23 protein-coding genes are annotated in these 26,489 nt (G+C 70.3%); 5 read left to right on the forward strand and 18 right to left on the reverse strand.

Translation table 11 applies throughout. From position 1 onward, the window contains the following. Positions 1-3 precede the first annotated feature (3 nt). The 3 genes from JOD31_RS00195 to JOD31_RS00205 are packed head-to-tail and all read right to left on the reverse strand — an operon-like array spanning position 4 to position 2,369. Complete coding sequence (locus JOD31_RS00195) at positions 4-459, reverse strand: DUF4381 family protein (RefSeq protein WP_204948313.1); 456 nt, start codon at positions 457-459, stop codon at positions 4-6. Continuing rightward, the gene (locus JOD31_RS00200; RefSeq protein WP_204948314.1) at positions 446-1,348 is read right to left on the reverse strand and encodes a DUF58 domain-containing protein; all 903 of its coding nucleotides are present in this window, start codon (positions 1,346-1,348) and stop codon (positions 446-448) included. Before JOD31_RS00200 ends, JOD31_RS00195 begins: the two co-directional genes overlap by 14 nt. A 16-nt stretch (positions 1,349-1,364) precedes the next feature. Beyond that, the gene (locus tag JOD31_RS00205; protein WP_204948316.1) at positions 1,365-2,369 is read right to left on the reverse strand and encodes an AAA family ATPase; all 1,005 of its coding nucleotides are present in this window, start codon (positions 2,367-2,369) and stop codon (positions 1,365-1,367) included. A gap of 178 nt (positions 2,370-2,547) precedes the next feature. Here JOD31_RS00205 and gnd point away from each other — a divergent pair, with 178 nt between their 5' ends. Further along, positions 2,548-3,648 (forward strand): phosphogluconate dehydrogenase (NAD(+)-dependent, decarboxylating), encoded by a 1,101-nt coding sequence (gnd, locus tag JOD31_RS00210; protein WP_204948317.1) that lies wholly within the window; start codon positions 2,548-2,550, stop codon positions 3,646-3,648. Positions 3,649-3,722: 74 nt separating this feature from the next. On the opposite strand, the gene JOD31_RS00215 is transcribed toward gnd, so the two are convergent. The 4 genes from JOD31_RS00215 to JOD31_RS00230 form a co-directional block, all read right to left on the reverse strand. Next, positions 3,723-6,794, reverse strand: coding sequence for an efflux RND transporter permease subunit (locus JOD31_RS00215; protein ID WP_204948318.1), 3,072 nt, complete (start codon positions 6,792-6,794; stop codon positions 3,723-3,725). A 145-nt stretch (positions 6,795-6,939) separates the two neighbouring features. Then, positions 6,940-10,038 (reverse strand): efflux RND transporter permease subunit, encoded by a 3,099-nt coding sequence (locus tag JOD31_RS00220; protein WP_204948319.1) that lies wholly within the window; start codon positions 10,036-10,038, stop codon positions 6,940-6,942. A 16-nt stretch (positions 10,039-10,054) separates the two neighbouring features. Continuing rightward, positions 10,055-11,263: an efflux RND transporter periplasmic adaptor subunit gene (locus JOD31_RS00225; RefSeq protein WP_204948320.1), complete on the reverse strand. Its 1,209-nt coding sequence runs from the start codon at positions 11,261-11,263 to the stop codon at positions 10,055-10,057. Then, positions 11,260-12,702, reverse strand: a complete 1,443-nt coding sequence (locus JOD31_RS00230; RefSeq protein ID WP_204948321.1) for an efflux transporter outer membrane subunit — start codon at positions 12,700-12,702, stop codon at positions 11,260-11,262. The genes JOD31_RS00225 and JOD31_RS00230 overlap by 4 nt, the downstream gene beginning before the upstream one ends. A gap of 327 nt (positions 12,703-13,029) precedes the next feature. Here JOD31_RS00230 and fhuF point away from each other — a divergent pair, with 327 nt between their 5' ends. Then, entirely contained in the window at positions 13,030-13,785 is a 756-nt protein-coding gene (fhuF, locus tag JOD31_RS00235) for a siderophore-iron reductase FhuF (RefSeq protein WP_204948322.1), read from the forward strand. An 86-nt stretch (positions 13,786-13,871) separates the two neighbouring features. On the opposite strand, the gene JOD31_RS00240 is transcribed toward fhuF, so the two are convergent. The 4 genes from JOD31_RS00240 to JOD31_RS00255 all read right to left on the reverse strand — a co-directional run bounded on the left by JOD31_RS00240 (position 13,872) and on the right by JOD31_RS00255 (position 17,296). Beyond that, positions 13,872-14,618 carry an HAD-IA family hydrolase gene (locus JOD31_RS00240; protein WP_204948323.1) on the reverse strand — a complete coding sequence of 249 codons (747 nt, stop codon included), beginning with the start codon at positions 14,616-14,618 and terminating at the stop codon, positions 13,872-13,874. Then, positions 14,618-15,286 carry a ribulose-phosphate 3-epimerase gene (gene rpe / locus JOD31_RS00245; protein ID WP_204948324.1) on the reverse strand — a complete coding sequence of 223 codons (669 nt, stop codon included), beginning with the start codon at positions 15,284-15,286 and terminating at the stop codon, positions 14,618-14,620. The genes JOD31_RS00240 and rpe overlap by 1 nt, the downstream gene beginning before the upstream one ends. Before the next feature lie 80 nt (positions 15,287-15,366). After that, the gene (locus JOD31_RS00250) at positions 15,367-16,251 is read right to left on the reverse strand and encodes a phosphoribulokinase (RefSeq protein WP_204948325.1); all 885 of its coding nucleotides are present in this window, start codon (positions 16,249-16,251) and stop codon (positions 15,367-15,369) included. Positions 16,252-16,273: 22 nt separating this feature from the next. Beyond that, a complete protein-coding gene (locus JOD31_RS00255; RefSeq protein WP_204948326.1) occupies positions 16,274-17,296 on the reverse strand; it encodes a class 1 fructose-bisphosphatase in 1,023 nt (340 codons plus the stop codon). A gap of 136 nt (positions 17,297-17,432) precedes the next feature. Between JOD31_RS00255 and JOD31_RS00260 the strand changes: the two genes are divergently transcribed. Next, on the forward strand, positions 17,433-18,362 hold the full coding sequence (locus tag JOD31_RS00260) for a LysR family transcriptional regulator (RefSeq protein WP_204948327.1): 930 nt from the start codon (positions 17,433-17,435) through the stop codon (positions 18,360-18,362). Positions 18,363-18,377: 15 nt separating this feature from the next. On the opposite strand, the gene folK is transcribed toward JOD31_RS00260, so the two are convergent. The 4 genes from folK to JOD31_RS00280 are packed head-to-tail and all read right to left on the reverse strand — an operon-like array spanning position 18,378 to position 21,271. Next, the gene (folK, locus tag JOD31_RS00265) at positions 18,378-18,875 is read right to left on the reverse strand and encodes a 2-amino-4-hydroxy-6-hydroxymethyldihydropteridine diphosphokinase (RefSeq protein WP_204948328.1); all 498 of its coding nucleotides are present in this window, start codon (positions 18,873-18,875) and stop codon (positions 18,378-18,380) included. Between the two features lie 7 nt (positions 18,876-18,882). Then, a complete protein-coding gene (folB, locus tag JOD31_RS00270) occupies positions 18,883-19,254 on the reverse strand; it encodes a dihydroneopterin aldolase (protein ID WP_204948329.1) in 372 nt (123 codons plus the stop codon). Positions 19,255-19,286: 32 nt separating this feature from the next. After that, complete coding sequence (locus JOD31_RS00275) at positions 19,287-20,324, reverse strand: hydantoinase/oxoprolinase family protein (RefSeq protein ID WP_204948330.1); 1,038 nt, start codon at positions 20,322-20,324, stop codon at positions 19,287-19,289. Beyond that, the gene (locus JOD31_RS00280; RefSeq protein ID WP_271206136.1) at positions 20,321-21,271 is read right to left on the reverse strand and encodes an ATP-grasp domain-containing protein; all 951 of its coding nucleotides are present in this window, start codon (positions 21,269-21,271) and stop codon (positions 20,321-20,323) included. Before JOD31_RS00280 ends, JOD31_RS00275 begins: the two co-directional genes overlap by 4 nt. Positions 21,272-21,357: 86 nt before the next feature. On the opposite strand from JOD31_RS00280, the gene JOD31_RS00285 reads away from it, so the two are divergent. Further along, entirely contained in the window at positions 21,358-22,083 is a 726-nt protein-coding gene (locus tag JOD31_RS00285) for a HisA/HisF-related TIM barrel protein (protein WP_204948331.1), read from the forward strand. Here JOD31_RS00285 and JOD31_RS00290 read toward each other — a convergent pair. The 3 genes from JOD31_RS00290 to JOD31_RS00300 form a co-directional block, all read right to left on the reverse strand. Next, complete coding sequence (locus JOD31_RS00290) at positions 22,037-22,870, reverse strand: triphosphoribosyl-dephospho-CoA synthase (RefSeq protein WP_204948332.1); 834 nt, start codon at positions 22,868-22,870, stop codon at positions 22,037-22,039. The genes JOD31_RS00285 and JOD31_RS00290 overlap by 47 nt on opposite strands. After that, a complete protein-coding gene (locus JOD31_RS00295; protein WP_204948333.1) occupies positions 22,860-23,771 on the reverse strand; it encodes an ATP-grasp domain-containing protein in 912 nt (303 codons plus the stop codon). The genes JOD31_RS00290 and JOD31_RS00295 overlap by 11 nt, the downstream gene beginning before the upstream one ends. Before the next feature lie 172 nt (positions 23,772-23,943). Then, positions 23,944-25,656, reverse strand: coding sequence for an MFS transporter (locus JOD31_RS00300; RefSeq protein WP_204948334.1), 1,713 nt, complete (start codon positions 25,654-25,656; stop codon positions 23,944-23,946). Between the two features lie 328 nt (positions 25,657-25,984). Between JOD31_RS00300 and JOD31_RS00305 the strand changes: the two genes are divergently transcribed. Next, positions 25,985-26,341: a hypothetical protein gene (locus tag JOD31_RS00305; RefSeq protein ID WP_204948335.1), complete on the forward strand. Its 357-nt coding sequence runs from the start codon at positions 25,985-25,987 to the stop codon at positions 26,339-26,341. Positions 26,342-26,489 lie beyond the last annotated feature (148 nt).

A 26,489-nucleotide genomic window follows, 5' to 3' on the forward strand; every position in this document is an offset into this window, starting at 1 on the left:
GCGTCAGCGGCCCACCTTGGCGACGGCCGCATCCAATTCGCGGTCGAGCGCCGGGTCGTCGGGCAGCTCGCGGGCGTAGAGCCCGTCCACCAGCACGCGGCCGGACCGCCGCTCGAACAGGTCGACGCCAAGCGTCCGGTCCAGCGTCGCGGCCCAGGCCGGGCCTGTCGCGCGCGCGGCGTCCTCGCCTTCGACGGTGCGGACGATCCGGCGGAGCAGCGCCGCCTGGGCGGCGCGCCGCTCCGCCACGGGGAGCGACTTCGCCGCGGCGAGCTCCGCGAGGGCCGCGGCCCGCAACGAGGGCTTCTTCGGTCGCCGGACGAGCCGCAGCAGCAGCGCGGCCAGCAGCGCCGCGGCGAGCCCTATCGCGACCGCGAAGCCGATGTCCGCCCAGAACCAGGTCTCCATCGGCGGGAGGCGGATGCCGCGCAGGTTCGCGAGTTCGTCAGCGGGCGGCATCGAGGCGCTCCAGCAGCGGGGCGACGCGTTCGGCGCCAAGGTCCGAGTCGATCGGGAAGACCGGCACGCCGAGCGCGTTCAGCCGCTCCACCCGCGGGTCGGGTCCCACCGGGCGCTCGTCGCGGCCGGAGAGCCAGCCGCTGCGCCCCTCGCGGGTGAGGAAGGCATAGACGCCCTTCGGCGCGCGGGTCTCGAACGCGTCGGCGATCAGCAGCACGCTGACAGAAACCCGCGACATGGCGGCCTTCACCACCTCGTCGAAACGCGGACCGGGAACGTCCAGGCCGCTCGCGAGCACGAGGTGGCCGCCGCGGGGCAGGGCCCCGACCGCGGTCTCGATCAGCGCGTCGAGCGGGGGATCGGCCCGGTCGGACTGCTTGAGGGCGCGCGCGTGGGCGCGGGCCATCACGCCGACCATGCCGGTCATGGCGCGCTCGCCGCCCTTCGGCCGCACGAAATCCGGCTCGCCGTCGGCCGTCGCGGCGAGCAGCCCGATGCGCCCGCCTTCGCCGGACGCGCGCCAGCCGACGAGCGTCAGGGCTTCCGCGGCCGCCACCGAGCGGAAGGCGCGCTTGGTGCCGAACAGCATCGACGGACGGAAATCCGCGACCAGCAGCACGGCCCGCTCGCGCTCGTCGCGAAACGTCCTGACGTGCGGCACGCCGGTGCGGGCGGTCGAGTTTCGGTCGATGTGGCGGATGTCGTCGCCGTCGGCCCACAGGCGGACATCGTCGATCTCGCTGCCGCGGCCGCGACGGCGGGTGACGATCCCGCCGGGGCGCGCCGCGAGCCTCGTGGCGCGCGACGGCGCCGCGCGGCGCGTGAGATGGCGCAGGCCAAGCAGGGCCGCAGCGTCGAGATCGACGCCGGGAACAGGGAGCGCGTCCATGGCCGGTCTCGCCCCGTTAGAGCGGTCGCACCGCGTCGAGCAGCGGCGCGACGAGGTCGCGCGCCGTGCGCCCGTCCGCCGCGGCCCGCCAGGTCAGGACCAGACGGTGCGCGAGCGTGTCGGCGGCGAGCTCCGCGACGTCGTCCGGCGTGGCGTGGTCGCGGCCGTGGAGATAGGCGCGCGCCTTGGCCGCCGCGGCGAGCGACAGCGTGCCGCGCGGCGAGACCGGGTACTCGATGGCCCGCCTCACCTCAGGCGCCGAGTCGGCGTCGCGCGTCGCGGTCACGATCCGGACGATGTAGTCCTTCAGCGCCGGCGCGAGATGGACGTTGGCCACGTCGCGTCGCGCGCGTCGGACCTCGTCCGCCGAGAGACGCAACGGCATGGCGTCTTCGCCCGAAACCTGCTCGCGCTCGACCAGGTCGAGAATGCGCCGCTCGGACGCCGCGTCCGGCAGGCCGACGACCACATGCAGCAGGAAGCGGTCGAGCTGCGCCTCGGGCAGCGGGAAGGTGCCCTCGTGCTCGATCGGGTTCTGGGTCGCGACCACCATGAACGGATCGGGCAGCGCATGAGTGTTCGCGCCGGCCGTGACCTGCCGCTCCGCCATCGCCTCGAGCAGCGCGGACTGCACCTTCGGGGGAGCGCGGTTGATCTCGTCGACCAGCACCAGCGAATGGAACAGCGGCCCCGCGAGGAACTCGAACTTGCCCTCGTCCGGCCGCCACACGGTCGTGCCGGTCAGGTCGGCGGGCATCAGGTCCGGCGTGCATTGGATGCGCGCGAAGGTGGCGTCGAGGCCCGCCGAAAGCCGCTTCACGGCGCGCGTCTTGGCGAGGCCGGGCGCGCCCTCCACCAGCACATGGCCGCCGGTGAGAAGGCCGATCAGCAACCGCTCGATCAGAACGCCCGCGCCGATGAGCCCATGCTCCAGACCGGCCTGCAGTTCGCTGACGCGCGCCTGGAGCGTGGCGTCGGTCGCAGGCTGCTGGCCGCGGATCGTCGTGTCCTGCACGTTCATGAACGGGGCGCCTGACGCGCGCGAAAGCGCTCGCCCATCAAATGAGCCGACGGCATGAATCCTCCGATGTCGCTTATTATTTTGATTACTTATTGCTGGTGTGATCTCGCCCCGTCTACGCGTCGCCGTCAATCCCGGACCTCCGTCTTAGACCGAGCCTCGGCGTCGCATGGCGGCCATGCCGCTTGCCTCTTGGCGTCTGCTGCGAAGGGATTATGTCGCCATTCGTCGCCGGGCCCGTCCGCGGGCCTCCTTCGGACGGACGCAGGATCGCAATATGAACATCGGAGTGGTCGGCCTCGGCCGCATGGGCGGAAACATCGCACGACGATTGATGGACGCCGGCCATAACTGCGTGGTGCACGACGTCGACGCAAAAGCGGTCGACGCGCTGGCGGGCGAGGGCGCGACGCCGGCCCATTCGCTCGACGAACTCGTCGCCGCGCTGTCCGCGCCGCGGGCCGTCTGGGTGATGCTGCCGGAGGGCAAGATCACAGAGGACGCCATCGCGGCCCTGGCGGGCAAGCTCGCGGCGGACGACGTGATCATCGACGGCGGCAACACCTTCTACAAAGATGACGTCCGCCGCGGCGCGGATCTGAGTTCCATGGGCCTGCACTATGTCGACGTCGGCACCTCAGGCGGCGTCTGGGGCCGCGAGCGCGGCTACTGCCTGATGATCGGCGGCGAAACCGCCGTGGTCGAGCGGCTGGATCCGATCTTCAAGGCGCTCGCGCCGGGCGCCGGCGACATCCCGGTCACGCCGAAACGCGAGGGCCGCGACCCCCGCGTCGCCGAAGGGTACATGCACTGCGGGCCGGCGGGCTCGGGGCACTTCGTCAAGATGATCCACAACGGCATCGAGTATGGCCTGATGCAGGCCTACGCCGAGGGCTTCGACATCATCAAGAACCGCGGCTCGAAGGAGCTCCCTGAGGACCGGCGATTCGACATCGACGTCGCCGACGTCGCCGAGGTCTGGCGGCGCGGCAGCGTGGTGTCGTCGTGGCTGCTGGACCTGACGGCGGCGGCCCTCGCGGGCGACCCCGGGCTGGACGGTTTCGAGGGCCGGGTCGCCGATTCGGGGGAGGGTCGCTGGACGATCGAGGCCGCGATCGAGGAGGCGGTTCCGGCCGACGTGCTGGCCGCCGCCCTGTTCGCGCGCTTCCGCTCGCGCACTGACCATCCGTTCTCCGACCGCCTGCTCTCCGCGATGCGGTTCCAGTTCGGCGGCCACAAGGAAGCGGCCGGGCCTGAGACGAAGCAGTCAAAGACCTGAGGCGGCGGTGCGCCGCTGGTTCTCGGCTCCCAAGCCAGGCGCCGGGGACGGCGTGCTCCCCTGCTTCGCCGTTTCTATTCGGCGGGCTGGGGCGCAGGCTCCGAAGTCGCCTTCCGTCGCCGCCGCAGCTTGTCGAGCAGCAGGTAGATCGCGGGCGTCGTATAGAGCGTCAGCGCCTGGCTCACGATCAGCCCGCCGACGATTGTGATCCCGAGCGGCCGGCGAAGCTCGGAGCCGGGGCCTTCGCCGAAGGCCAGCGGCAGCGCCCCCAGCAGGGCGGCGAAGGTCGTCATCAGGATCGGGCGGAAGCGCACGCGCGCGGCTTCGACGATCGCGTCCCGCGGCGACAGGCCCCGATGGCGCTCCGCCTCCAGGGCGAAGTCTACCAGCATGATGCCGTTCTTCTTGACCAGGCCGATCAGCAGGATGATGCCGATCAGCGCCGTGACGCTGAGGTCGGTCCCGGTGATCTGGAGCGCCAGCAGGGCGCCGAGGCCGGCCGGCGGCAGCGTCGACAGGATCGTAAGCGGGTGGACGTAGCTCTCGTAGAGCACGCCCAGCACGATGTAGATCGCGATCAGCGCCGCAAGGATCGTGACCTGCTGGCTCGCCGCGGAGGAGGCGAACTCCGCCGCGTCGCCGGCGAAGGCGGCGTTCACGGCGTCGGGAAGGCGCATGTCCGCGACCGCGCTCTCCACCTCCGCCATGGCCTCGCCCGCGGACCCCTTGTCCGCGATGTCGTAGGTGATGGTGATCGAGGGGTATTGGCCCTGGTGGTTCACGACGAGCGGCGCCGTCTGGCGCCGCATGGTCGCGATCGTCGAGAGCGGGATCTCGGAGCCTGAGCTGGTCGGTACGTGCACTTTCAGCACGTCGCCGGGATCGCTCGCCGCCCGCGGATCGAGCTCGATGACCACGCGATACTGGTTGCGCCGGCCGTAGATGACCGAAATCTGCCGCTGCGAGAACGCGTTGTTCAGGGCCGCGTCGACCGCGGACATGGAGACGCCGAGGCGGGAGGCGAGTTTGCGGTCGATGTCCACCAGGAGCTCGAGGCCGTTGGCTTCGCGGTCGGTCGCCACGTCCCGCAGCGCTGAGATGGCGGACAGGCGCGCCACCACCTTGGGCGCCGTCTCCTGCAGCAGATTGAGGTCCGACGACCACAGCGTGAACTGGTAGGGCGAGCGTCCCTCGCGCGAGCCGGCGCGGATCTCCTGCTGGGCGGAGATGAACACGCGCAGGCCCGGAATCTGCGACAGCGGCCGGCGCAGCCGCTCGATCACCACCTGCGCCGCCGGGCGGTCGCCGAGCGGCTTCAGCGCGATCTGGATGCGGCCTTCGTTGACCGAGCCGCGGCCGCCGCCGACGGAAGGCGCGACCGACTCGACCGCCGGATCGGCGGCGATGAGGTCGGCGGCCTTCTGCTGGAGCGCGACCATGGCGCCGAAGGAGATGTCGGGCGAAGCCTGCGTGAAGGCGCTCAGCATCCCGGTGTCGTCCTGCGGGAAGAACCCCTTCGGGATCACCATGTAGGCGTGGACCGACCAAGCGATCGCGCCCACCACAAGCAGCGCCATCAGCCACGGCGCGCGCACCGACAGCCAGAGGCTCGCGGCGTAGCGGTCGGCGATCCGCGTGATCAGCCCTCGCGCCTCCTTCGCGGGCTCCGCCTCCAGCAGCTGGGCGCAGATCATCGGCGTGACGCTGAGCGAAACCACCGTGGAGACGACGATCGCGAACACCAGCGTCATCGTGAATTCGTAGAAGAGGTGGCCGACGAGCCCGCCCATGAACAGCAACGGCGTGAAGGCCGCGATCAGCGAGACCGAGATGGCGACGACCGTGAAGGCGATCTCGCGCGCGCCGCGCAGCGCGGCTTCGCGCGGGCTGAGGCCGAGCTCAAGGTTGCGGTAGGCGTTCTCGATCATGACGATGGCGTCGTCGACGACGAAGCCGACCGCGACGGCGAGCGCCATCAGGGAGAGATTGTCGATCGAGAAATCGAACGCCCACATCCCGGCGAAGGAGCCGGCGAGCGCCAGCGGCACCGTGACGCCTGCGGCGAAGGTCGGCGCCGCGCGCTTCAGGAAGGCGAAGACCACCAGCATCACGAGCGCGATCGACAGCGCGAGCGTCAGCTGCATATCCGCGACGCTCGCTCGGATCGTCGTCGTCCGGTCCGCGAGCACCGTCACGTCGATCGCCGCCGGCACCCAGTTCGACAGCTCCGGCAGCAGCGCCTTCACGGCGTCGACGGTCTCGATGACGTTGGCGTCGGGCTGCTTGGTGATGCTGACCAGCACCGCCGGCTTGCCGTTGAAGAAGCCGGCGGTGCGGGCGTTGCGAGTGCCTTCGGTGACCTCGGCCACGTCGCCGAGCCGCACGGTCGCCCCGTTCGCCACCCGCACCACCACGTCGCGATAGGGGGCGGCGGAGGCGCCGAGCTCGCCGTCGAGGGAGATCGCGATCGTGCGCTCGTCGGTCTCGAGGGAGCCCACCGGCGACAGCACATTGGCGTTTGCGATCGCCGTCCGCACGTCGTCGAGCGACAGCCCCATGGCGGCGAGACGGTCGGCGTCAAGGCGGACGCGGACCGCCGGCTGCTCCGCTCCTTGCACGTTGACCTCGCCGACGCCGTCCACCTGCGACAGGCGCTGCACCAGCACGCTGTCGGCGGCGTCGTAGATCCGGCTCGCGGGAAGCGCCTCGGAGGTGAGGGCGAGCACCAGCACGGGCGCCGCCGCCGGGTTGATCTTGCGGAACGTCGGCAGTGTCGGAATGTCGGACGGCAGGTCGGCTGCGGCGGCGTTCAGCGCCGCCTGCACGTCCCGCGCGGCGTCGTCGATGTTGCGGCCGATGTCGAAGCGCACCGCGATGCGCGTAGAGCCGAGCGAGGAGGCCGAGGTCAGCTCGGTCACGCCCGCGATCGCGCCGAGCGAGCGTTCGAGCGGGGCCGCGACGGTGGCGGCCATCGTGCTCGGGTCCGCGCCCGGCCGGCTCGCGGTGACGAAGATCACCGGGAACTCGACGTTCGGCAGGCTCGCCACGGGCAGCCGCATGTAGGCGGTGAGGCCGACCAGCAGCAACGCGACTGCGAGCAGCGTCGTGCCGACGGGCCGCAGGATGAACGGCGTGGAGAAGGACATCAGGTAGTCCTTCGCCAATGAGGCGCCGTCATCCCGGCCGAAGCGCAGCGGAGAGCCGGGATCGTCCGCCGCAGCGCGTGTGGCCGCGTCTTCCGATGACGATCCCGGATCGGCCTCCGGCCGTCCGGGATGACGCGCGCGCCGCTCACTCCGCCGGCTCCGCGGCGGGCGCCGGACGGCGCGTGATGGCGGCGCGGAGCCGTTCCATGGCGAGATAGACCACCGGGGTGGTGTAGAGCGTCAGCAGCTGGCTCAGCAGCAGGCCGCCGATGATGGCGACGCCGAGCGGGATGCGCAGCTCCGCGCCGGGCCCTGTGGCGAGCGCCAGCGGCAGCGCTCCGAGCAGGGCGGCGAGCGTCGTCATCATGATCGGACGGAAGCGCAGCGCCGCCGCCTCGACGATCGAGTCCTCCGGCGACAGCCCGCGCTCGCGTTCGGCCTCGAGCGCGAAGTCGATCATCATGATCGCGTTCTTCTTCACGATGCCCATCAGCAGGATGATGCCGATCAACGCGATGATCGACAGGTCGAGCCCGAACAGCTTGAGCGCGATCAGCGCGCCGACGCCGGCGGAGGGCAGGGTGGAGAGGATCGTGAAGGGGTGGATGAAGCTCTCGTAGAGCACCCCCAGCACGATGTAGATCGTGACGATCGCGGCAAGCACCAGCCAGGGCTGGCCCGCGAGCGACTCCGAGAACTCGGCCGCGTCGCCGGAAAAGGCGCCGACCACCGTGGGGGGAAGGTCGATCTCGGCTTCCGAGCGCTCGATGGCGGCCACCGCGTCGCTCAGCGCGTAGCCCTCGGCGAGGTCGAAGGAGATGGTCGTGGCCGGAAACTGCTCCTCGTTCGAGACGACGAGCGGCGCCGGCTCCAGCGTGATCCGCGCGACCGACGCGAGCGGCACGGGCACGGAATCGGCGCCGGCGACATAAAGTCGGCCGATCGCGGAGGGGTCCTTCTGCTGGCCGGGCGCGGCCTCCAGGATGACGCGGTACTGGTTCGACTGGCCGTAGATGGTCGCGATCTGGCGCTGGCCGTAGGCGTCGTTCAGCACGTCGGCGATCGCCTGCACGGTGACGCCGAGACGGCCCGCCTCCAGCCGATCGATCTCCACCCGCGCCTGCACGCCGCCGGAGCGGGCGTCGGAGCCGACGTTGCGGAGCGCCGGCTCGTCCTGCAGGCGATCGACCAGCGCCGCCGCGGAGCGCGCCAGCTCCGCCGCGTCGGCGTCGGTCAGCGTGTACTGGTAGCGCGCGCGGCTGGCGCGCGTCGTGATCTCCAGGTCCTGCACGGGCTGGAACACGACCGAGACGCCGGCGATCGGCGCGACCGCCTCCTGCAGCCGGGCGATCACGTCCGCGGCGCGAGCGTTCCGCTCGCCGAAGGGCTGCAGCACGATGCTCAGGCGGCTGGCGTTGGGCGTGGGGATGTTCTCGCCGACGCCCAGCACCGAGACGACGCTGCGCACGTCCGGATCGCTCTCGATCGCCGCGATCGCTGCGCCGTCGAGCCGCTTCAGCTCGGCGAAGGACACGTCCTGCCCCGCTTCCAGCGTCGCGGTGATCAGGCCGGAGTCCTGCTGCGGCAGGAAGCCCTTTGGCGCGACGACGTAGAGGCCCGCGGTCGCGGCGAGCGTCGCGAGCGTCACCAGCAGCGTCAGGGTCTGATGGCGGAGCACGACCAGCAGCGAGCGACGGTAGCCCTCGATCAACCGCGAGGTCGCCCGTTCGGCCCAGCGGCCGATGCGCGAGACCTCCGACGGGACATGCGGCTTCAGCAGCCGCGCGCACATCATCGGCGTCAGCGTCAGCGAAATGATCATCGACACAACGACCGCGATCGACAGCGTGGCCGCAAATTCGCGGAACACCCGGCCGATCAGCCCGCTCATGAACAGCAGCGGGATGAACACCGCGATCAGCGAGGCGGTGAGCGAGACGATGGTGAAGCCGATCTCGCGCGCGCCGTCGTAGGCCGCCTTGATGGGCGAGGCGCCCTCCTCGATGTGGCGGGCGCAGTTCTCGATCATGACGATCGCGTCGTCGACCACGAAGCCGGCGCCGATCACGAGCGCCATCAGCGACAGGTTGTCGAGCGAGAAGCCGAAGGCCCACATCACCGCGAAAGTGGCGATCAGCGACAGCGGCAGCGCGACGCCGGCGATCAGCGTCGCCCGCCAGGTGCGCAGGAACAGCAGCACCACCAGCACGACGAGGCCGACCGAAAGCGCGAGCGTGAGCTGCACCTCGTGGATCGAGGCCTTGATGGTGTCCGTGCGGTCGTCGACCACGTGGACGAGAACGCCCGCCGGCATCGCCTGCTGGAGATGCGGCAGCGCGCGGCGGAGCGCCGTCACGGTCTCCACGGTGTTCGCGCCCGGCTGGCGCAGCACGTCGATGACGATCGCCGGCTTGCCCTGGTAGGTGGCGGCGACGGCGTTGTCCTCGAGCCCGTCGATGACCTCGGCGACGTCCTTCAGGCGCACGGGCGCGCCGTTCTTGGTCGCGATGACGATCTCGCGGTAGGCGGCGGCGGTCGTGATCTGGTCGTTGGCTGAGATGGTGAAGGACTGCCGGACGCCGTCAATCGAGCCCTTGGGTCCCGAGGTGCTGGCGGCGACGATCGCGGTGCGCACCGAATCGAGCCCCAGTCCGTAGGAGGCGAGGCGCGGGATGTCGGCCTGCACGCGGATCGCGGGCTTCACCCCGCCGCCGACCGTGACCCGCCCGACGCCGGTCACCTCCGCGAGCCGTTGCGCGACCAGGGTGTCGGCGAGGTCCGAGACGTCGCGGATCGGGATGGTGTCGGAGGTGAGCGCGATCGTGAGGACCGGGGCGTTCGCCGGGTTCACCTTCGAGAACACCGGCGGATAGGGCAGCGTTTTGGGCAGCGTCGAATTGGCGGCGTTGATCGCGGCCTGCACGTCCTGCGCGGCGCCGTCGATGTCGCGGTCGAGGTTGAAGCGCAGCGTGATCTGGCTGAGGCCGAAGGAGCTCGTCGACGTCATGCCCGTCAGCGCCGGGATCTGCCCGAGCTGGCGCTCGAGCGGCGCGGTGACGAGCGTCGCCATGGTCTGCGGGTTGGCGCCGGGCAGGCGCGTCGAGACCTGGATGGTCGGGAAATCGACCTGCGGCAGCGACGAGACCGGCAGCTTCCAGTAGCCGAGCGCGCCGGCGATCAGCACGGCGATGGCGAGCAGCGTCGTCGCGACCGGCCGTGAGATGAAGGGCGCGGAGATGTTCATCGCGCGCCGCCGCCCGTCACGGCTCGCCCGCCGCCGCCCGGCGGTTCGGCCTGCGGTCGGAGGCGGACGGCGCGACGGGCGCATCGTCTCCGAGCGTCACCTTCGAGCCGTCGCGCAGGCGGGTGAAACCGGTGGTCACCACCTTGTCGCCGGGCTGGACGCCGGCTTCGATCACGGCGAGTTCGGCGTTCTGCCGGCCGACCGTCACCTCGCGCTGGGCCACCGTCTCGTCCGGCTGGACGACGAACACGTAAGGCCCGTTTGGTCCCTGCTGGACCGCCGCGCCGGGGGTCGTGACCACGTCCTTCAGCTCGTCCGCGAACACCCGCACCGTGATGAACTGCCCCGGCCACAGCGTCATCTTGTCGTTGGGGAAGCTCGCCTTCAGCTTCACGGTGCCCGTGGTCTGATCGACCTGGTTGTCGATGACGTCGAGCGTTCCGGCGTCGAGCGACGTCCCGTCGCCCGCGACTGCCTCCACAGCGACCTTCCCCCGCGCCATCGCCTGAACCACGGTCGGGATGTTCTGCTGCGGCAGTGTGAAGACCGCGGAGATCGGCTTCAGTTGGGTGATCGTCACGATGCCCGTCGTGTCGCCCGCCGTGACGTAGTTGCCCTGATCGACGCCCCGCACGCCGGTGCGGCCGTCGATCGGCGCGCGCACCACCGTGCGGTCGAGAGTAGCCTTCGCCTGGTCGATGGTCGCCGCGTAGTAGCGGACCTGCGCCTGCAGCTGGGCGACGCTCGCCTTCGCGGTCTCGGCCTGCTGCTGCGAGCCGAAGTCGTTCTTGGCGAGCCGCTGGTAGCGCTCGAAATCGCGTTCGGCGTTCGCGAGCTGCGCTTCGTACTGCGCCTTCTGGGCGACCGCCTGATCATATTGGGCTTGGTAGGTCGAGGGGTCGATCCGGGCGAGCACGTCGCCGGCCTTCACGTCCTGACCTTCCCGGAAGGCGACCTCGACCATGATGCCGTCGACCTGGGCGCGCACGGTCGCGGTGTTCAGCGCCTGGAAGGTTCCGACGCCGTCGAGCGTCACGGGCACGTTCTCGCGCTTGGCGACGGCGGCGATCACAGGCGTCGGCTGGTCGCCGCCGCGCCGGCCGCCGCGGCGCACGGCCTGCTCCTGTTCGCCCTGGCCCCCGATGAGGGCGGTGAGGGTGGGCCAGTAGATCCAGGCCGCGACGCCGAGCGCGGCGACGAGAACGAACGTCAAAAGCCGTTTCATCGGGCCGGGGCTCCTGCGGTCGCCGCCGCGATCACCGGACCTGCGCCGGGCGGTTTTCCGGACGCGGCCCAGCCGCCGCCAAGCGCCGAGAACATCGAGACGATGGCCTGGAACCGGGACAGCCGCACGTTGACCAGCGTGTCCTGCGCGGAGAACAGCGTCTGCTGGGTCGTCAGCACGGTGGTGATGTCGACCGCGCCCTCCCGAAGCTGCGCCTGCGCGATGTCGTAGGCCTCGCGCGCGCTCTTCACCGCCGCCTGCTGCAGCCGCTCCTGCTCGGTCGTCTTGCGCACGGAGATCAGCGCGTTCTCCACGTCGACGAAGGACTGGATCGTCGTCTGGCGGTAGGCGAACAGGTTCTCGCGGTACTGGCCCTTGGCGAGATCCAGATTGCCGGGAAGCTGCGGGTTCAGGATCGGCTGGGTCAGTCCCGCGCCGAGCGAATAGAACGTCGACTGCGAGGAGAACAGCGTGCGCAGCGCGACGCTCTCGAAGCCGCCCTGGGCCGTGAGGTTGAAGGACGGCAGGAAGGCGGCGCGGGCGGCGGTCACGTCGGCGTCGGTCGCGGTGAGGTTGGCCTCCGCCTCGCGCACGTCCGGCCGCCGCGCCAGCACCTGCGAGGGAATGCCCGGCGCGACCTTCGGCGTCTTCAGGGTGGCGAGCCGCCCGCCCTTGATGTCGACCCGCACCGGCGGCCGCCCGAGCAGCAAGGCGAGCGCGGTCTCGTTGGTCCGGATCTCCTGCTCGATCGACGGGATCGTCGCCTTCTGCTGGTCGAGGACGCTGCGCTGCTGGGCGCGGTCGAGGGCGCTCGCGGTGCCGACCTCCACGCGGGCCTGGATCGCGTCGAAGATCGTCTGCGCGCTCTTGACGTTGCCGCGCGCGATGGCGAGCCGCTCCTGCGCCCCCATGAGGGCGAAGTAGGTGTCGGCCACGCTCGTCACAGTCGAAAGCGCGATGACTTCGGCTCCGAAGCGGCTCGACAGCGCCGAGGCCTTGGCCGAGATCACGTTCGCACGGTTCTTGCCCCAGAAGTCGATCTCGTAGCTGGCGGACCCTTGGGCCTGAAGGCCGCCGATGAGCCGGCTCGAGCCCGCCGACCTCTGCAGGCTGCTGTCCCCCGACGTGCTGATCAGCGGAATAAGCGAGGCGCCGTTGATGCGCACCTGGGCGTCCGCCTGCTCGATGCGGGCCTTCGCCTGGGCGATGTCCTGGTTCGACCGCTCGGCCTCCTCGATCAGACGGGTGAGCTCGGCGGAGCCGAAGCCGCGCCACCAGTCGGCTGCAGGCCAGACCGGCCGGCTCTCCGAATCGTCCTTCCACCGCCCAGGCGCATCGATTCCGAGCGCGGGGCGGTCCCATTTGTCGGCGCAGCCCGACAGCGCGAGCGCTCCGAGGAGGATCGCGGCGGCCTTTCCGGAAGCGGTGATGGTACGCAAATGCGATCTCGTTCCTGACGCGTCACGCAGCAGTCTTCGCACGTCCAGGCGACGACCGCTGTCGCTTGCGCGCGACAAACGCTCACCAGATCGGCGAGGCTTCCACGGCGGGCGAACAGCGCCCCTGCGCGGCTACGCCATCGGCCTCGATCAAGGCGCAAACGGGGCGGGGACGTGGCTGTCCTCGGCTGGAACGTTTCTGAAGCGATCACAGTGTTCGTCGCCGGATTGTCAGGCCGCGAAGCGGTTGTTATCGGCTTGATCGAGGCTGAGGAACAGCATGCGCCAGCGGATCCGTCCCAACACTGAGTCGCGCGGCGTCTCCCGATGATCGAGGCGCTAAGGCCGATCTTTTCCGGGCAGTGGGAGCCGTTCCTGGCGCTCACCGTGCTGCCTGACGATCCTCGACCGTCGGTGCCGATGCGTGAGGCGGTGTCACGCGAGGGGCTCGACGCCGCTCTGGCGATCGCAGCCCGAACCTACGGCGACGAGGATCGCCGCGGACTGGTCTCGCTCTGGTCGATGCAGCACGCCTATGTGGCGATGACGGGGGCGGTGGTCGCAAGCCTCGCGCTGGAGATCGACCTGCCGGTCAGCCTCGATGAGACGCGGCTGGTGATGGAGCATGGTCTCCCGGCCGCGATCGTCGTGCCGCATCAGGGCGAGGGGCGGTCCTACGACTGCGCCTTCCAGCGTTTCGACAAGCTGATCGACGGCCAGGTGGCGCCGGTTGTCTCGGCGCTGTCGGCCGTCGCGAAAATCTCGCCGAAGGTGCTCTGGAACAACGCGGCCAATTTCTTCGAGTACGTGCTTCAGGAAATGGAAAAGCGGCCGGACCAGTTTCCGGAAGCGACGGCGCGGGGACGGCCGTTGGTGACCGAGCCGTTACGTCCCGACGGCGGCCGCAACCGGTTCTACGCGCCCGTTCGCTACGTCGACGTCGGCGATGCGATTGATCGCTGGAGAAACGTCTGCTGTTTGCGGCATCTTCTGCCGGAGTTCGAAGGCTATTGCGCGAACTGTCCCCACCGGCTGAAGGAACTGCAGGGCACACCCAGTTGCGCCACAGCGGCCGAACTCTGAGGGTCTGTCCTCGATCGTCGCGGCGCATCAAAGCGCCTGCGCCCATGCGGGGTGAGGCGGCGCATCGCGAGGATCGACGGCAGACCCTAGGCGACCAGAGACCGCAGAACGTCCACCGTCACCAGCGTCCGGCCGACGCCCGCGCCGGCGAGATGGAGGGCCGGGGCGTCAGGCTCGCCGAGCGTGTCGAACACCGCGTCGGCGGCCGAGAAATCCTGATCGTCGGTGTAGAAGCTCGGGGTCACGAGCGTGGCGAGCCCCGCGGCCTTCGCGGCCCGGAGTCCGTAGACGGTGTCCTCGAGCACGACGCAGACCGACGCGGGCAGACCCAACTGCCGGAGCGCGAGCAGGAAGATGTCGGGCGCCGGCTTCTTTGCGGGCGCGAGATCGCCCGCCGCGATCGCCGAGAACCAGCCGAGGGCTTCGGGGCCCAGCGTCTTCACGAGCAGCGCCTCGACGTTCGCCTGGCTGGTGGTGGTGGCGATCGCAAGCGTCAGGCCTTTTTCGCGCGCCTCGGCGATCAGCCGCGCGACGCCGGGCCGAAGCGTCACCCCGCCTTCGTGGACGAGTTCGGCGTAGCGCCGGTTCTTCGCCGCGTGCAGTTCGTCGAGGCGGGCGAGCGCGTCGTCCGCCTTCTCCGGGCGGTCGTGCTCGATGAAATGCCGGAGCCGCTCCTTTCCGCCCATGATCCGGAGCAGACGGCGGTAGGTCGGCTGGTCCCAGCTCCAGGGCAGGTCGAAGGCCGCGAAGGCGTCGTTGAGCGCGCGGCGATGGGTCTCCTCCGTTTCGGCCAGCGTGCCGTCGACGTCGAAGATCAGGGCCTCGAGCGGCATCAGGCGGCGGCGTCCGCCGAAGCGCGGATCGCGGCGATGTTGCGGGCGTAGCCCTCAGGGCCATCCTTGAACACTGCGGAGCCCGCGACCAGGACGTCGGCCCCCGCGGCGGCGCAGAGCGCGGCGGTCTCGGGCGTCACGCCGCCATCGACTTCAAGCCGAATGTCACGATCGCCGATCATCGCCTTGATCCGCTTGATCTTATCGAGAACCTCGGGGATGAACGCTTGGCCGCCGAAGCCGGGGTTCACCGTCATTGCGAGGATCAAGTCGACCTTGTCGAGCACATAGGCGACCGCGCTTTCCGGCGTCGACGGATTGATCGCCACGCCGGCCTTCTTGCCAAGGCCGCGGATCACCTGCAGCGACCGGTCGAGGTGCGGGCCGGCCTCCGCGTGCACGGTGATGACGTCGCAGCCGGCCTTCGCGAAAGCCTCGAGGTAGGGATCGGCGGGCGCGATCATCAGGTGGCAATCGAATACCGCGTCGGTCCAGGGCCTGAGCCGCGTCACCACCTCGGGGCCGAAGGTGATGTTGGGCACGAAATGGCCGTCCATCACGTCGAGGTGGACCCAATCGGCGCCTGCGGCCACGACCGCTTTTGTCTCCTCCCCGAGCCGGGAGAAGTCGGACGAGAGGATGGAGGGGGCGATGGTGATGGCGGCCATGGAACGTCTCGGATCGGATTTCGCTGCGCTGCGGCATCCCCTTAGACCGCCCGGCCTGCGGCGTACAGACCGTAGCGGCGTCAGGCGCCGCAGAGCGCCCGGCGCCGCCGGTCCACGAGATGGTGGATCATCGGCGTCAGGATGAGCTGCATCGCGAGATCGAGCTTGTTGCCCGGGATGACGACGGAGTTGGCGCGCGACATGAAGCTGTCGTGCACCATCGAGAGCAGATACGGAAAGTCGATGCCGCTCGGATCGCGGAAGCGGATCACCACCATGGATTCGTCGGCGGTCGGAATGGCGCGGGCGATGAACGGGTTGGACGTGTCGACCGTCGGTATGCGCTGGAAGTTGATGTCGGTGGCCGAGAACTGCGGGCAGATGTACTTCACGTAGTCCGGCATGCGGCGGAGGATGGTCTTGGTGACCTCCTCGGTGGAGTATCCGCGGTCGCGCTTGTCGCGATGGATCTTCTGGATCCACTCGAGGTTGATGACCGGCACGACGCCGATCTTCAGGTCCGCATGGCGGGCGATGTCGACCCCGTCCGCGACCACCGCCCCGTGCAGGCCTTCGTAGAACAACACGTCGGTGGGGGTGGGCAGGTCCTCCCAGAGCGTGAAGGTGCCCACCAGCGCATTGTGTTTCTGCGCCTCGACCTCGTCGTGGACATAGAACCGCGTCCGGCCCTGTCCGCTCCGGGCGTAGCTCGCGAAGGTCTGTTCGAGCTCCTCGAGCAGGTTCGCGGCGTGGCCGAAATGGCTGAAGTGCGGATCGCCGCCCGCAGCCGCCTTCCGCGCCTCGCGCTTCATCTCCACCCGGTCGTAGCGATGGAAGGCGTCGCCCTCGATGAACGCCGCCGCGATGTGTTCGCGGCGGAAGATCTGCTCGAAGGTGTCGCGCACCGAGGTCGTGCCGGACCCGGACGAGCCCGTGACCGAGATGATCGGATGTCTGACGGACATGGGCGTTCCGGCGATCGTCCGCTCAGGCCAGGAACAGGCCGCGCTTCGCGAACAGCGGCGAGCGGCGCGGCGGCTCCGCGTAGTACTGAGTGACGCGCTCGACCTCTTCCGCCGAGCCCGCGACCAGCGGCGAACGGACGTGGAGCGAGGCGGGGATCACGTCCAGCACGCGCTCGGTCCCGGTGGTCGCCGCGCCGCCCGCCTGCTCGCAGACGAAGGCGATCGGGTTGCACTCGTAGACCAGCCGGAGCCGGCCCTGGGCGTAGCCGCTGCGGTCGTCGCCCGGGTAGAGATAGACGCCTCCGCGCACCAAGATGCGGAACACGTCCGCCACCAGCGAGCCGACCCAGCGCATGTTGAAGTTCTTCTCGCGCGGTCCCTCGACGCCGGCGAGGCAGTCCATCACGTAGCCCTGCACCGCCGCGTCCCAGTGGCGCTGGTTCGAGGCGTTGATGGCGTATTCCTTGGTCTCGCGCGCAATGGCGACGTCGGCGTCCGTCAGAACGTAGTCGCCGCTGTCACGCTCCAGCGTGAAGACCTGCGTGCCGGCTCCGACCGTCAGCACCAGCACGGTCGCCGGGCCGTAGACCACGAAGCCCGCCGCCAACTGCTTCGAGCCGGGCTGCAGGAAGGACGCTTCGCCCGTGTTCGGCAGGATGCCGAACAGCGTGCCGATGGAGACGTTGGTCTCGATGTTCGACGAGCCGTCGAGCGGGTCGGTCGCGACCACGAGCGGGCGCGCGTCGTCGAACACGACCTCGTCGTCGGCCTCCTCGGAGCCGATACGGGCGACCGGCGTGTCCTTGAGCGCCGCGACCACGATGTCGTGGGTGCGAAGATCGAGCGCCTTCTGCGAGTCGCCGCCGGCGTTCGTCGCCTCGGTCGCGGCCCCCATCGCTCCCTCGAGCGCGCCATGGCCGACGATGTCTGCGATGGTCGTGCAGGCGCCCATCAGGGCGTGGATCGTTTCGGACACGGCTCCACGCGTGGCGTCCGCGCCGGCCCAGGCGGTGAGATAGGCGTCGAGGGTCGTGCGTTCGGTCACAGGCGTCTTCCGCTCCAGCTAATGCGTCTTTCTCGCATGATGCCCGTTCACGCGTCCATGAGACAGGCGTCTCGCGGCAGCAGATCGTCTAGCGCATTGCTCAGAAAAGGCGAACAAACTAAATGTCGCCTTCAGCATGTCTGAAAACTTGATCCGCGCCCTGACCTTGAAACAGCTTCGCGCCCTGGCCGCCGTCGCGGAGAGCGGATCCGTGAGCGCCGCGGCGCGCAAGCTGAACGTCACCCCGCCGGCCGTCACCATGCAGGTGCAGCTGCTGGAGGCCTCGCTCGACGTGCCGCTGCTCGACCGCAGCGGCGACCGGTTCCGCCCGACGGACGCCGGTCGCGAGGTGGTGGCCGCCGTCGCCCGGATCGAGGGCGCGATCAACGACTGCATGGCGGCGATCGAATCGATGAAGGGGCTGGCCGGCGGCCGCGTTTCGGTCGCGATCGTCTCGACCGCGAAGTACTTCGCCCCCATGGCGCTGGGAGCCTTCGGCCGCGCCCATCCCGGCGTGGACGTCACGCTCTCCGTCGGCAATCGCGCCGACGTGCTGGAGCTTCTGCGGGCCGACGCCGTCGACGTCGCGATCATGGGCCGTCCGCCCGAGGACCTCGAAGTCGTTCGCACGGTGATCGGGGATCATCCCCACATCGTCATCGCGCCGCCGGACCATCCTCTTGTAGGCCGTGTCGGGCTTCAGCCGACGGCGTTGACCGGACAGACCTTCCTGATGCGCGAGCCGGGCTCGGGCACGCGCGGGCTCATGGAGCGCCTGTTCGAGGCGGAAGGGGTGAAGCCGAAGATCGGGATGGAGATCGGCTCGAACGAGACGATCAAGCAGGCGGTGATCGCGGGGCTTGGACTCGCCTTCATCTCGGGGCACACGGTCGCCGCGGAGCTCGCCGACGGGCGGATTGCGCGGCTGGACGTCGCGGGGCTGCCGATCATCCGGCAGTGGTACGTGGTCCGCCGCACCGCCAAGCGCCTGACGCCGCCGGCCGAGGCCATGTGCGGCTTCCTGGCCGAGAGGGGCCCGACGTTCCTGCCGCAGGCGGCGGAGTAGCGGCCACCAGGCCCGTTAGCCCGCGGGCGTCCAGGGCGGCGCGATGACCTCCAGCCCTTGGCGGTCGATCGCCGCGGCGGCGGCGGCGATCGAGACGCCGTCGAGCACCAGCTCGGGCCGGATCTCGGCCAGCGGCGCCAGCACGAAGGCGCGGTTGAACATCTCCTTGTGCGGCACGATCAGGCGCTCGGAGGCGATCTTGGCGTCGCCGAGGTAGAGAATGTCCACGTCGATCGTCCGCGGACCCCAGCGGAAGGTCTTGGCGCGGCCGAGGTCCTGCTCGACGCTCTGCGTCCAGACCAGCGCCTCTTCGGGGGTCATCTCCGTCTGGCCCACCGCGCAGGCGTTCGCGAACCAGTCCTGGTCGACGTAGCCCCAGGGCGCGGTGCGCCAGATCGAAGACGCGGCGACGAAGCGGATCCTCGAGCCGTCGAAGGCCTGGGCCATGGCGGCGTGCAGGTTCTCGACCTTGTCGCCGACGTTGCTGCCGAGTCCCAGTCCGATCTCGACCACGACGGCCTCAAGCCCCGCCGCGGCGGCGGGTGATGTCGACGCCGACGTCGCCGAACACGCCGGCGATCGGCGCGGAAGGCTTGTGGACCTGCACGCGGACGACCTCGATCGGAGCGAAGCGCGTGAGCAGGGCCGCGGCGATCCGCTCCGCCAGCGTCTCGATCAGGTTGACCGGCTCGCCGCCTGCGATCTCCATCAGGGTCAGATAGACGTCGTTGTAGGAGACCGCGCCGCGGAAATCGTCCGTGCGGGCGTAGTCCGTCATGTCGACCCAGTAGTCGACGTCGACGATGAAGCGCTGGCCGAGGCGGCGCTCTTCTTCGAACACGCCGTGGCGGGCGTGAAGCTGGACGCCACGAAGGAAGATGCGATCGCTCATCTGTCTCGAACTCGTAAGGGCGGCGTCCGGTTTCAACGGCCGCGGGCGGCCCAAAGACGGGCGACGGCGACGGCGGGCGCGCAATCGGCCGCGGCTTCCGCCAACCCGCCCGTCTCCGCGAAAGCCGCGCCGAGGTCGCGATAGCCGAGACCGAGCCGCTCCGCCACTCGTTTCGCAAGGAAACGCCCCGCGCCGGCCCCGACGACGGTCCGGATGGACCGCGCCTCCGGGCGAGTGAGCACGCCGAGCGCAGCGTCGTGGAGACGGCGCAGCTGCGCCTCGGCGAGAAAGCGCGCAAGCGTTTCGGCGTCCGTACGTGTCGCGGCGTCGAGGTCCGCGCCGACCATCCGCAGCAGCCGGCGGGCGCTCGCCTCCGGCGTCTTGGGGCCGTCATCGGCGGCGGGGTGCAGATCCGCGCCCTCGGGCAGGTCGCCGGTCAGACGGTGGACGTCAGCGCTGGTGGCGAAATGCTCGGCCATCGGCGTTACCCAGGCGCCGGCGAAGGGCAGGCGGGTGCTCAGCGCCATGACCGGCGTGCGCGCCACGCCCTGATAGACGAGCTCGTCCGCCGCCATGCGGGCGGCGTCGGTCGCGCCGCGGGCCAGCACGCCGCCGCCCGCGAAGGGGATGAGGTCGCTCGTGGTCGACCCCACGTCGACCAGAAGGCCTGCGTCGCGCGTTCGGGCCAGCGCCTCCGCCGTCGCGCGCCAGTTGGCGGAGGCGACCTGGTCGACATGCGCGCCCGCAGCGGCGGCGGCGATGAACCCCGCGGCGCCGGCATAGATCATCAGCCGCCCGGCCCCGAACCGCGCCGCGAGGGCTTCGGCGATGGCGCCGACGCCGGCCGCGCGGTCGGGCCAGAGATCCACGAGTTCCCCGGTCATGGTGGCGACGCAGGCGGCGGCCGCCGGAATGTCGGCGGCAATCTCGTCCAGAGCCGCCTCCAGCCGGTCGAGACCCTTCCAGAGCGGACAGGCGGCGATGCGCACGGCCTCCAGCCGCCCCTCGGCCCCGAGCCGCGCCAGCTTCAGATGCGCGCCGCCGACGTCGAGCCCGACGATCGCCGTCACGGCCGCACCTCGACCGCCAGGGTGCGCTCGGGCGCCGCAACGGAGCCGTCGGCGAAGGGCGGCAAAAGGCGCAGGGGATTGAGTCCGAGCGAGCGCCGCAGCCCGACATAGGCCGTGGTCATGCGCGGATTGACCTCGATCACCACGGGGCCGTCGGGGGTCAGTACGACGTCGATGCCGAACAGCCCTTCGAGGCCTGGAATCGCCGCGGCCACGGCGTCCGCAAGCTCGGCCAGCTCGCCGTCCGCGTCGCTGAGCGCCCCGACCGCCAGGCCCTCGAAGGCGAAGGCCCCATCGTCCAGCGTCACATGCTGGCGATTCGCCGCGAGCAGCCGGGCGCCGCCCCCGACGCCGAGGACCGTGAGGCTCGCGGCGACGCCGTGGACATAGGGCTGAACGACATGGTCGCCGGGGAGCGCGAACGGCCGCTCCTCCCAGAGCCGGGTGTCGTCGCAGCCGGCGCCGTCGTCCGGCTTGCTGACGAAGGGGCCGGCGAGACCCTTAGGAAGCGCGCCGAGCGGGTAGGTTTCGGGTGTCGCGATGCGCGCTTCGGCGAGCCTTCGGGCGGTCTCGCGCTTGGATGTCGTGAGGGCGATCGCAGACGGCGTCGGGCCCAGCACCAGCGCCCCGGCGTCCGCGCAAAGCGTCGCGAGGCTGAACAACGCCCCGTCGGTCTCCGGCGCCACGATCCATGCGATGTCGGCCGCCGCGGCCATGGCGCGCCACAGCGTCCAGGGATCGTCGCCGGCGGCGATCGGCCGAGCGTCGACGCCGTCAGGCGCGGGCAGGCGATCGTCGACCGTCGTTGCGACCGACACGCCGGGGATGTCGCGGAGGTCGACGAGCATCGCGTCGCGCATCATCCGGCCTTCCCGCGCGAGCGACGCGGGCAGGGGCTCGCCGCGAAGGCCGCCGGCCGTTACGAATTCGCACAGGAAGACGCGCACGTCGTTGGTCCTTCGCCCGAGTCGGCCGGACCATAGAGGCGGCGGGGCGCGTGTGGAACCATGAGCGGGCCGGAGGCGCTGCGAGGTTGGAAGTCATCCCGGTGCTGGACCTGATGGGCGGGCAGGTGGTGCACGCCCGGCGCGGCGAGCGCGACGCCTACCGTCCGATCCAGTCGAGCCTGGTCGCGGGCGCCGATCCCCTGGCGATCGTCGCCGCGCTTCTCGGGCTCGCGCCGTTTCGCACCCTCTACATCGCCGACCTCGACGCCATCCGCCGGCGCGGGTCCCACGACGCCGTCATCGACGGTCTGCGCGCGGCCTTCCGCGATCTCGAGATCTGGGTCGACCGCGGCGAGACCGACATCCTGGCGTTGCGTCGGAGGGCCGCCCGCGCCGCAGGCGTCAGCGTCATCGGCTCCGAATCGTTCTCCGACGTCTTCGCTCTGAAACGGGCGCTGGCCGCGGGCCCCTCCGTGCTCTCGCTCGATCACGACGCGTCCGGGCGCATGGGGCCGCCCGAGATCCACGACAGCGCGAAGCTGTGGCCCGATCGGGTGATCGTCATGACGTTGGCGCGCGTGGGCGCCGGCGCGGGTCCGGACGTCGAGCGGCTGACCGAAGTGCTGGCGCGGGCCGAGGGCCGGAAGGTCTACGCGGCGGGCGGCGTCCGCGACGCGAGCGACCTCGACGCGCTGACCGACCTCGGCGTCGCGGGCGTCCTTGCGGCGAGCGCGCTGCATGACGGGCGGCTCGACGGCCCGACGCTCAGCCGCGCGCTTGCAGCTTCGCGGCGAACACCGCCGCGACCGTAAGGTCGGCGGTGGTCCCCGGGTTGATGCCCTGGGCCTTGAGATGCAGATCGAAGGCGTCGAGCGCGCGGTCGCGGTCCAGCTCGACGTCGAGGCGCGTCGCGAAGGCGGACGCCTCTTTGCGGACGCGCTCGGCGACCTCGGGGCCGAACTTGCGCACGACATGGCTGTCCGGAAACAGGCCGAGCAGTCCGAGGTAGACGTCCTCCACCGTCTCGCGCGTCTCGTTGTGGCCTTCGTAAGCCGCCGCCGCGGCGAACACGTCTTCGAAGTCCGTGACGTACTGCAGGGCGATGCGGTCGCGGTCGGCGGCCGCCGCCATGGCCTCGCGCAGCGTGATCGTCGGCGTCGCCGCCACATCGTGCTTCTCGGCGCGGCCGAGCCCGCCGGGGTCCGCCGCGGCGATCGCCCGGTAGGCGGCGGCGGCGTCGTCCACGGTCAGGCGGCCGAGAACGCGGGCGAGCGCGAGCCGGAGAGGCTCGTTCGGGCCGGACGTGAACGCGGCCTCGACCAGCGGCGCCGCGAGCAGCAGGATGCCGAGATTGGCGTTGCAGCCCACGGCGGCGAGCGACGCCTTGACCGCGCTCTCGATACGCTCGCCGACGGTCCGTCCGGCGACGAGGCGCACCGCGGCGACCTCGGCGGCGCGTTCGAAGGTCGCGACCGTCATGCCGTGGCCGGCGCGGAAGACGTGGACGTTGCCCGGCTTGAAGGCGTTGAGCTCGGCCTGGCAGGCCGCGCGGAAATCCTCGGCGGCCTCCGAGAGCGTGAGCCCGCCCTCAGGCGGCATCGGGACGCGCCAGCCGGCCCGCGAGGTCGCCGGCGAGCGCCGCCGCCACGTCGACGCCCGTCGCGGTCGTCAGCCCCTTCCAGGCGGGCATGGAGTTGACCTCGAGAATGAGAAAGCGGCCGTCCTCGGCCTCGATCAGGTCGACCCCGGCGTAGTCCGCGCCGACCGCCGCCGCGGCGCGGACGGCGAGCGCGGCCGCCTCGCCGTCGGTCGGCGCGGCCTCGCCCTGCGCGCCCTGGAAGATGTTCGTCACCCATCCGTCCGAACGTCGGATCATCGCGCCGATCGCCCGACCGCCCAGCACGAACACGCGCCAGTCGTGCGCGCCGCCGGCGGCGGCCGAACCGCGGCTCGGTACGAACTCCTGCAGGTAATAGAGGCCGCCGACCTCCTCGGGGGCAGGCAACGCGTCGTCGGGCGCGAGCCGCATCAGCCCCTTGCCCTGCGCGCCGAACAGCGGCTTCAGCACCACGTCGCCACCGATCGTCAGCCGCGCGCGATCCGCGTCGGCCGGACGCTCGGCGGTCATGGTGCGGGGGGTGGGAAGCCCGTTCATCGCGAGCATGGCGGTCGTCATGCTCTTGTCGACGCAGACCTCGATCGCGCGGGCGTCGTTGACCACCGCGACCCCCATCGCGCGGGCGGCATGGAGAAAGCCAAGCCGCGCGGTGATCTGCTCGGTCGTGCCCGCCGGGATCAGCCGCACGAAGATCGCCGCCGGCAGCCGGCCCTCGAGGCCGGGGATCACGAGGCCCGGCCGTCCGCTCGCGAGGTCGAAGCCGCACTCGGTCATGGACCGGATCAGCGGCCGCAGCCCCTCGCGCTCGACCGCGCGGGCGAGGCCATGGCTGTGCCAGTCGGCTTTCTCGGTGAAGATAACGACGGCGTTCTCGGCGATCATGAAGGCTCGGCGAAGAAAAGAAGAGAAACGGGCGCGGGACCATAGCGTCCGGGCGGTCTTAGCACGACCGGCTCCGGTCGCGACTCCGGGACGCGGGGGCGCGCCCCGAACGCGAAACCCCCGCATCCTTTCGGACGCGGGGGCGCTCGTCGCGACGCTCAGCCTGAAGCGATCAGGCGTGGTCGTAGGTGTTGGTGTCGCGGTCCTTGGTCTCCGGCACGAAGATCAGGCCGATGACCACGGTCATGATCGCGAACACGATCGGGTACCAGAGGCCGTAGTAGATGTCGCCGGTGGCGGCCACCATGGCGAAGGCCGTGGCCGGCAGCAGTCCGCCGAACCAGCCGTTGCCGATGTGGTAGGGCAGCGACATCGACGAGTAGCGGATGCGGGTGGGGAAGAGCTCCACCAGAGCCGCCGCGATCGGTCCGTAGACCATCGTCACGAACAGCACGAGCACGAACAGCATCAGGATGATGCCGCCGGTCTGCGCGCGGAACACGTCGAACGGATGCGCCATCTTCACGATCTGCGCGTCGCCCGCCTTCGGGTAGCCCGCCGCCTGAAGCGACGCGAGCACGGTCTTGTTGGTCTCCGCGGTCGCCGGCCCCGCCGCGTAGGGCAGGGACTGTCCGTTGATGCGGACCGTCGTCGGCGTGCCGGCCGGAGCCGCCTCGCTGGTGTACTTCACCGAAGACTTCGAGAGGAAGTCGCGGGCCACGTCGCAGGGCGCCGTGTACTTCTTGATGCCGACCGGATTGAACAGGCTTCCGCACTCGGCGGGGTCGGCGACGACCGCCACCTGAACGGACTCGATCGCCCGTTCGAGCGTCGGGTTGGCGATGGTGGTGATCTGCTTGAAGATCGGGAAGAAGCAGATCGCCGCGATCAGGCAGCCGCCGAGGATGATCGGCTTGCGGCCGATCTTGTCCGACAGCCAGCCGAAGAACACGAAGAAGCCGGTGCCGAGCACGAGCGACCAGGCGATCAGCAGGTTGGACGTGTAGCCGTCGACCTTGAGGATCGATTGCAGGAAGAACAGCGCGTAGAACTGGCCGGTGTACCAGACGACGCCCTGGCCGGCGGTGAGGCCGAGCAGCGCAATCAGCGCGATCTTGGCGTTCTTCCACTCGCCGAAGCTCTCCTTCAGCGGCGCCTTCGAACCGGTGCCTTCCGCTTTCATCTTCTGGAAGGCCGGCGACTCGCTGAGCTGCAGACGGATCCAGACGGACACGCCGAGCAGCAGCACCGAGACCAGGAACGGAATGCGCCAGCCCCAGGCGGCGAACTCCTGCTCGCCCACGATCGTGCGCGTGGTCAGGATCACGACCAGCGACAGGAACAGGCCGAGCGTCGCGGTGGTCTGGATCCACGAGGTGTAGAAGCCGCGCCGGCCCTGCGGGGCGTGCTCCGCCACGTAGGTCGCTGCGCCGCCGTACTCGCCGCCGAGCGCGAGGCCCTGGGCGAGACGCAGGATGATCAGGATCACCGGCGCCGCGAAGCCGATCGTGGCCGCGCCCGGCAGGATGCCGACGATGAACGTCGAGATGCCCATCAGCAGGATGGTGACGAGGAAGGTGTACTTGCGGCCGACAAGGTCGCCGATGCGCCCGAACACCAGCGCGCCGAACGGACGGACGATGAAGCCCGCCGCGAAGGCGAGCAGCGCGAAGATGTTGCGCGTCGACTCGTCGTAGAGCGGCTTGCCGTCCGCCCCGAGCACGTTGAAGAACTGCGCGCCGATGATCGCCGCGAGCGATCCGTAGAGATAGAAGTCGTACCACTCGAACACGGTGCCGAGCGAGGAGGCGAAGATGACCTTCTTCTCCTCCTTCGTCATCGGCCGTTTGGCGTCGACTGCGGTGGTCGCACTTGCGACGGACATGAGCGTTCCCCTCGTTCACCGCCTCGCGCGACGCGCAGGCGATCGCCGCCCTCGGACGGCGTTGCGTTGACGTGTTTTGATGGCCGCTCGATCGCTTGCGGCCTTCGCGCTCTTTTTGCTTTCGCCCCGCTTCGCCCGGCCAAGCGGCCGGGACGTCCGCAGACGTCGTCAATTGGATCCGGGATCGGTACGCCCGATGGAATCGTTGTCAGGGTGGCGCACAAAAGCCCACGCCATAAGTACAAGTCGCCGAAACCCCCCGTCGATTGGCTAAAAGATGAATGAGGCGTTCAGAAAAGCTTTGTGCACGCTTTTGTTATCGACCGGCGTGCTGGCGGTCGCCGCGCCAGCGGGCGCGGTCGAGCGGCCGAAGTCGATCATCGGCGAGCCCTACGACCAAAACCCGCGAACGATCACGCGACCGGCGACCAAGGCGGACCGGGACTGGCGGCGCGGCAGGGCCGCGCCCCGCGTCGAGATGCAGGCGCAGCCCGCACGGCGGCCACGCTACGAGCCTCCACGCTACGACGGCTACGGACGTCGCCTGAACGTGCCCGGGCGCCCGGAGACCTACGACGCCATCGGACGCGCGCGGCGCTACCGCTCGCAGGCCGCCCCGAGCGTCTCGACTCCGCGCGTGCAGAGCGACATCGGCACGCGGATCAACCAGTTCCCGCCGCGCTGAGGGAGGCTCGAGAGAATGCTTGCCCGGGTTTGCGTGGCCGGAGCCTCCAAGCTCGGCGGTCGCGCCCCGGGCGAAGTCCCGGGGCCCATAAGCCCGGCGGGCGCAGATAGATCCTGGCGCCCATTTGGGGACCCGGAACCGAGGCTAA

The sequence above is a fragment of the Methylopila capsulata genome (genome assembly GCF_016907975.1).
Lineage (GTDB): Bacteria > Pseudomonadota > Alphaproteobacteria > Rhizobiales > Methylopilaceae > Methylopila > Methylopila capsulata.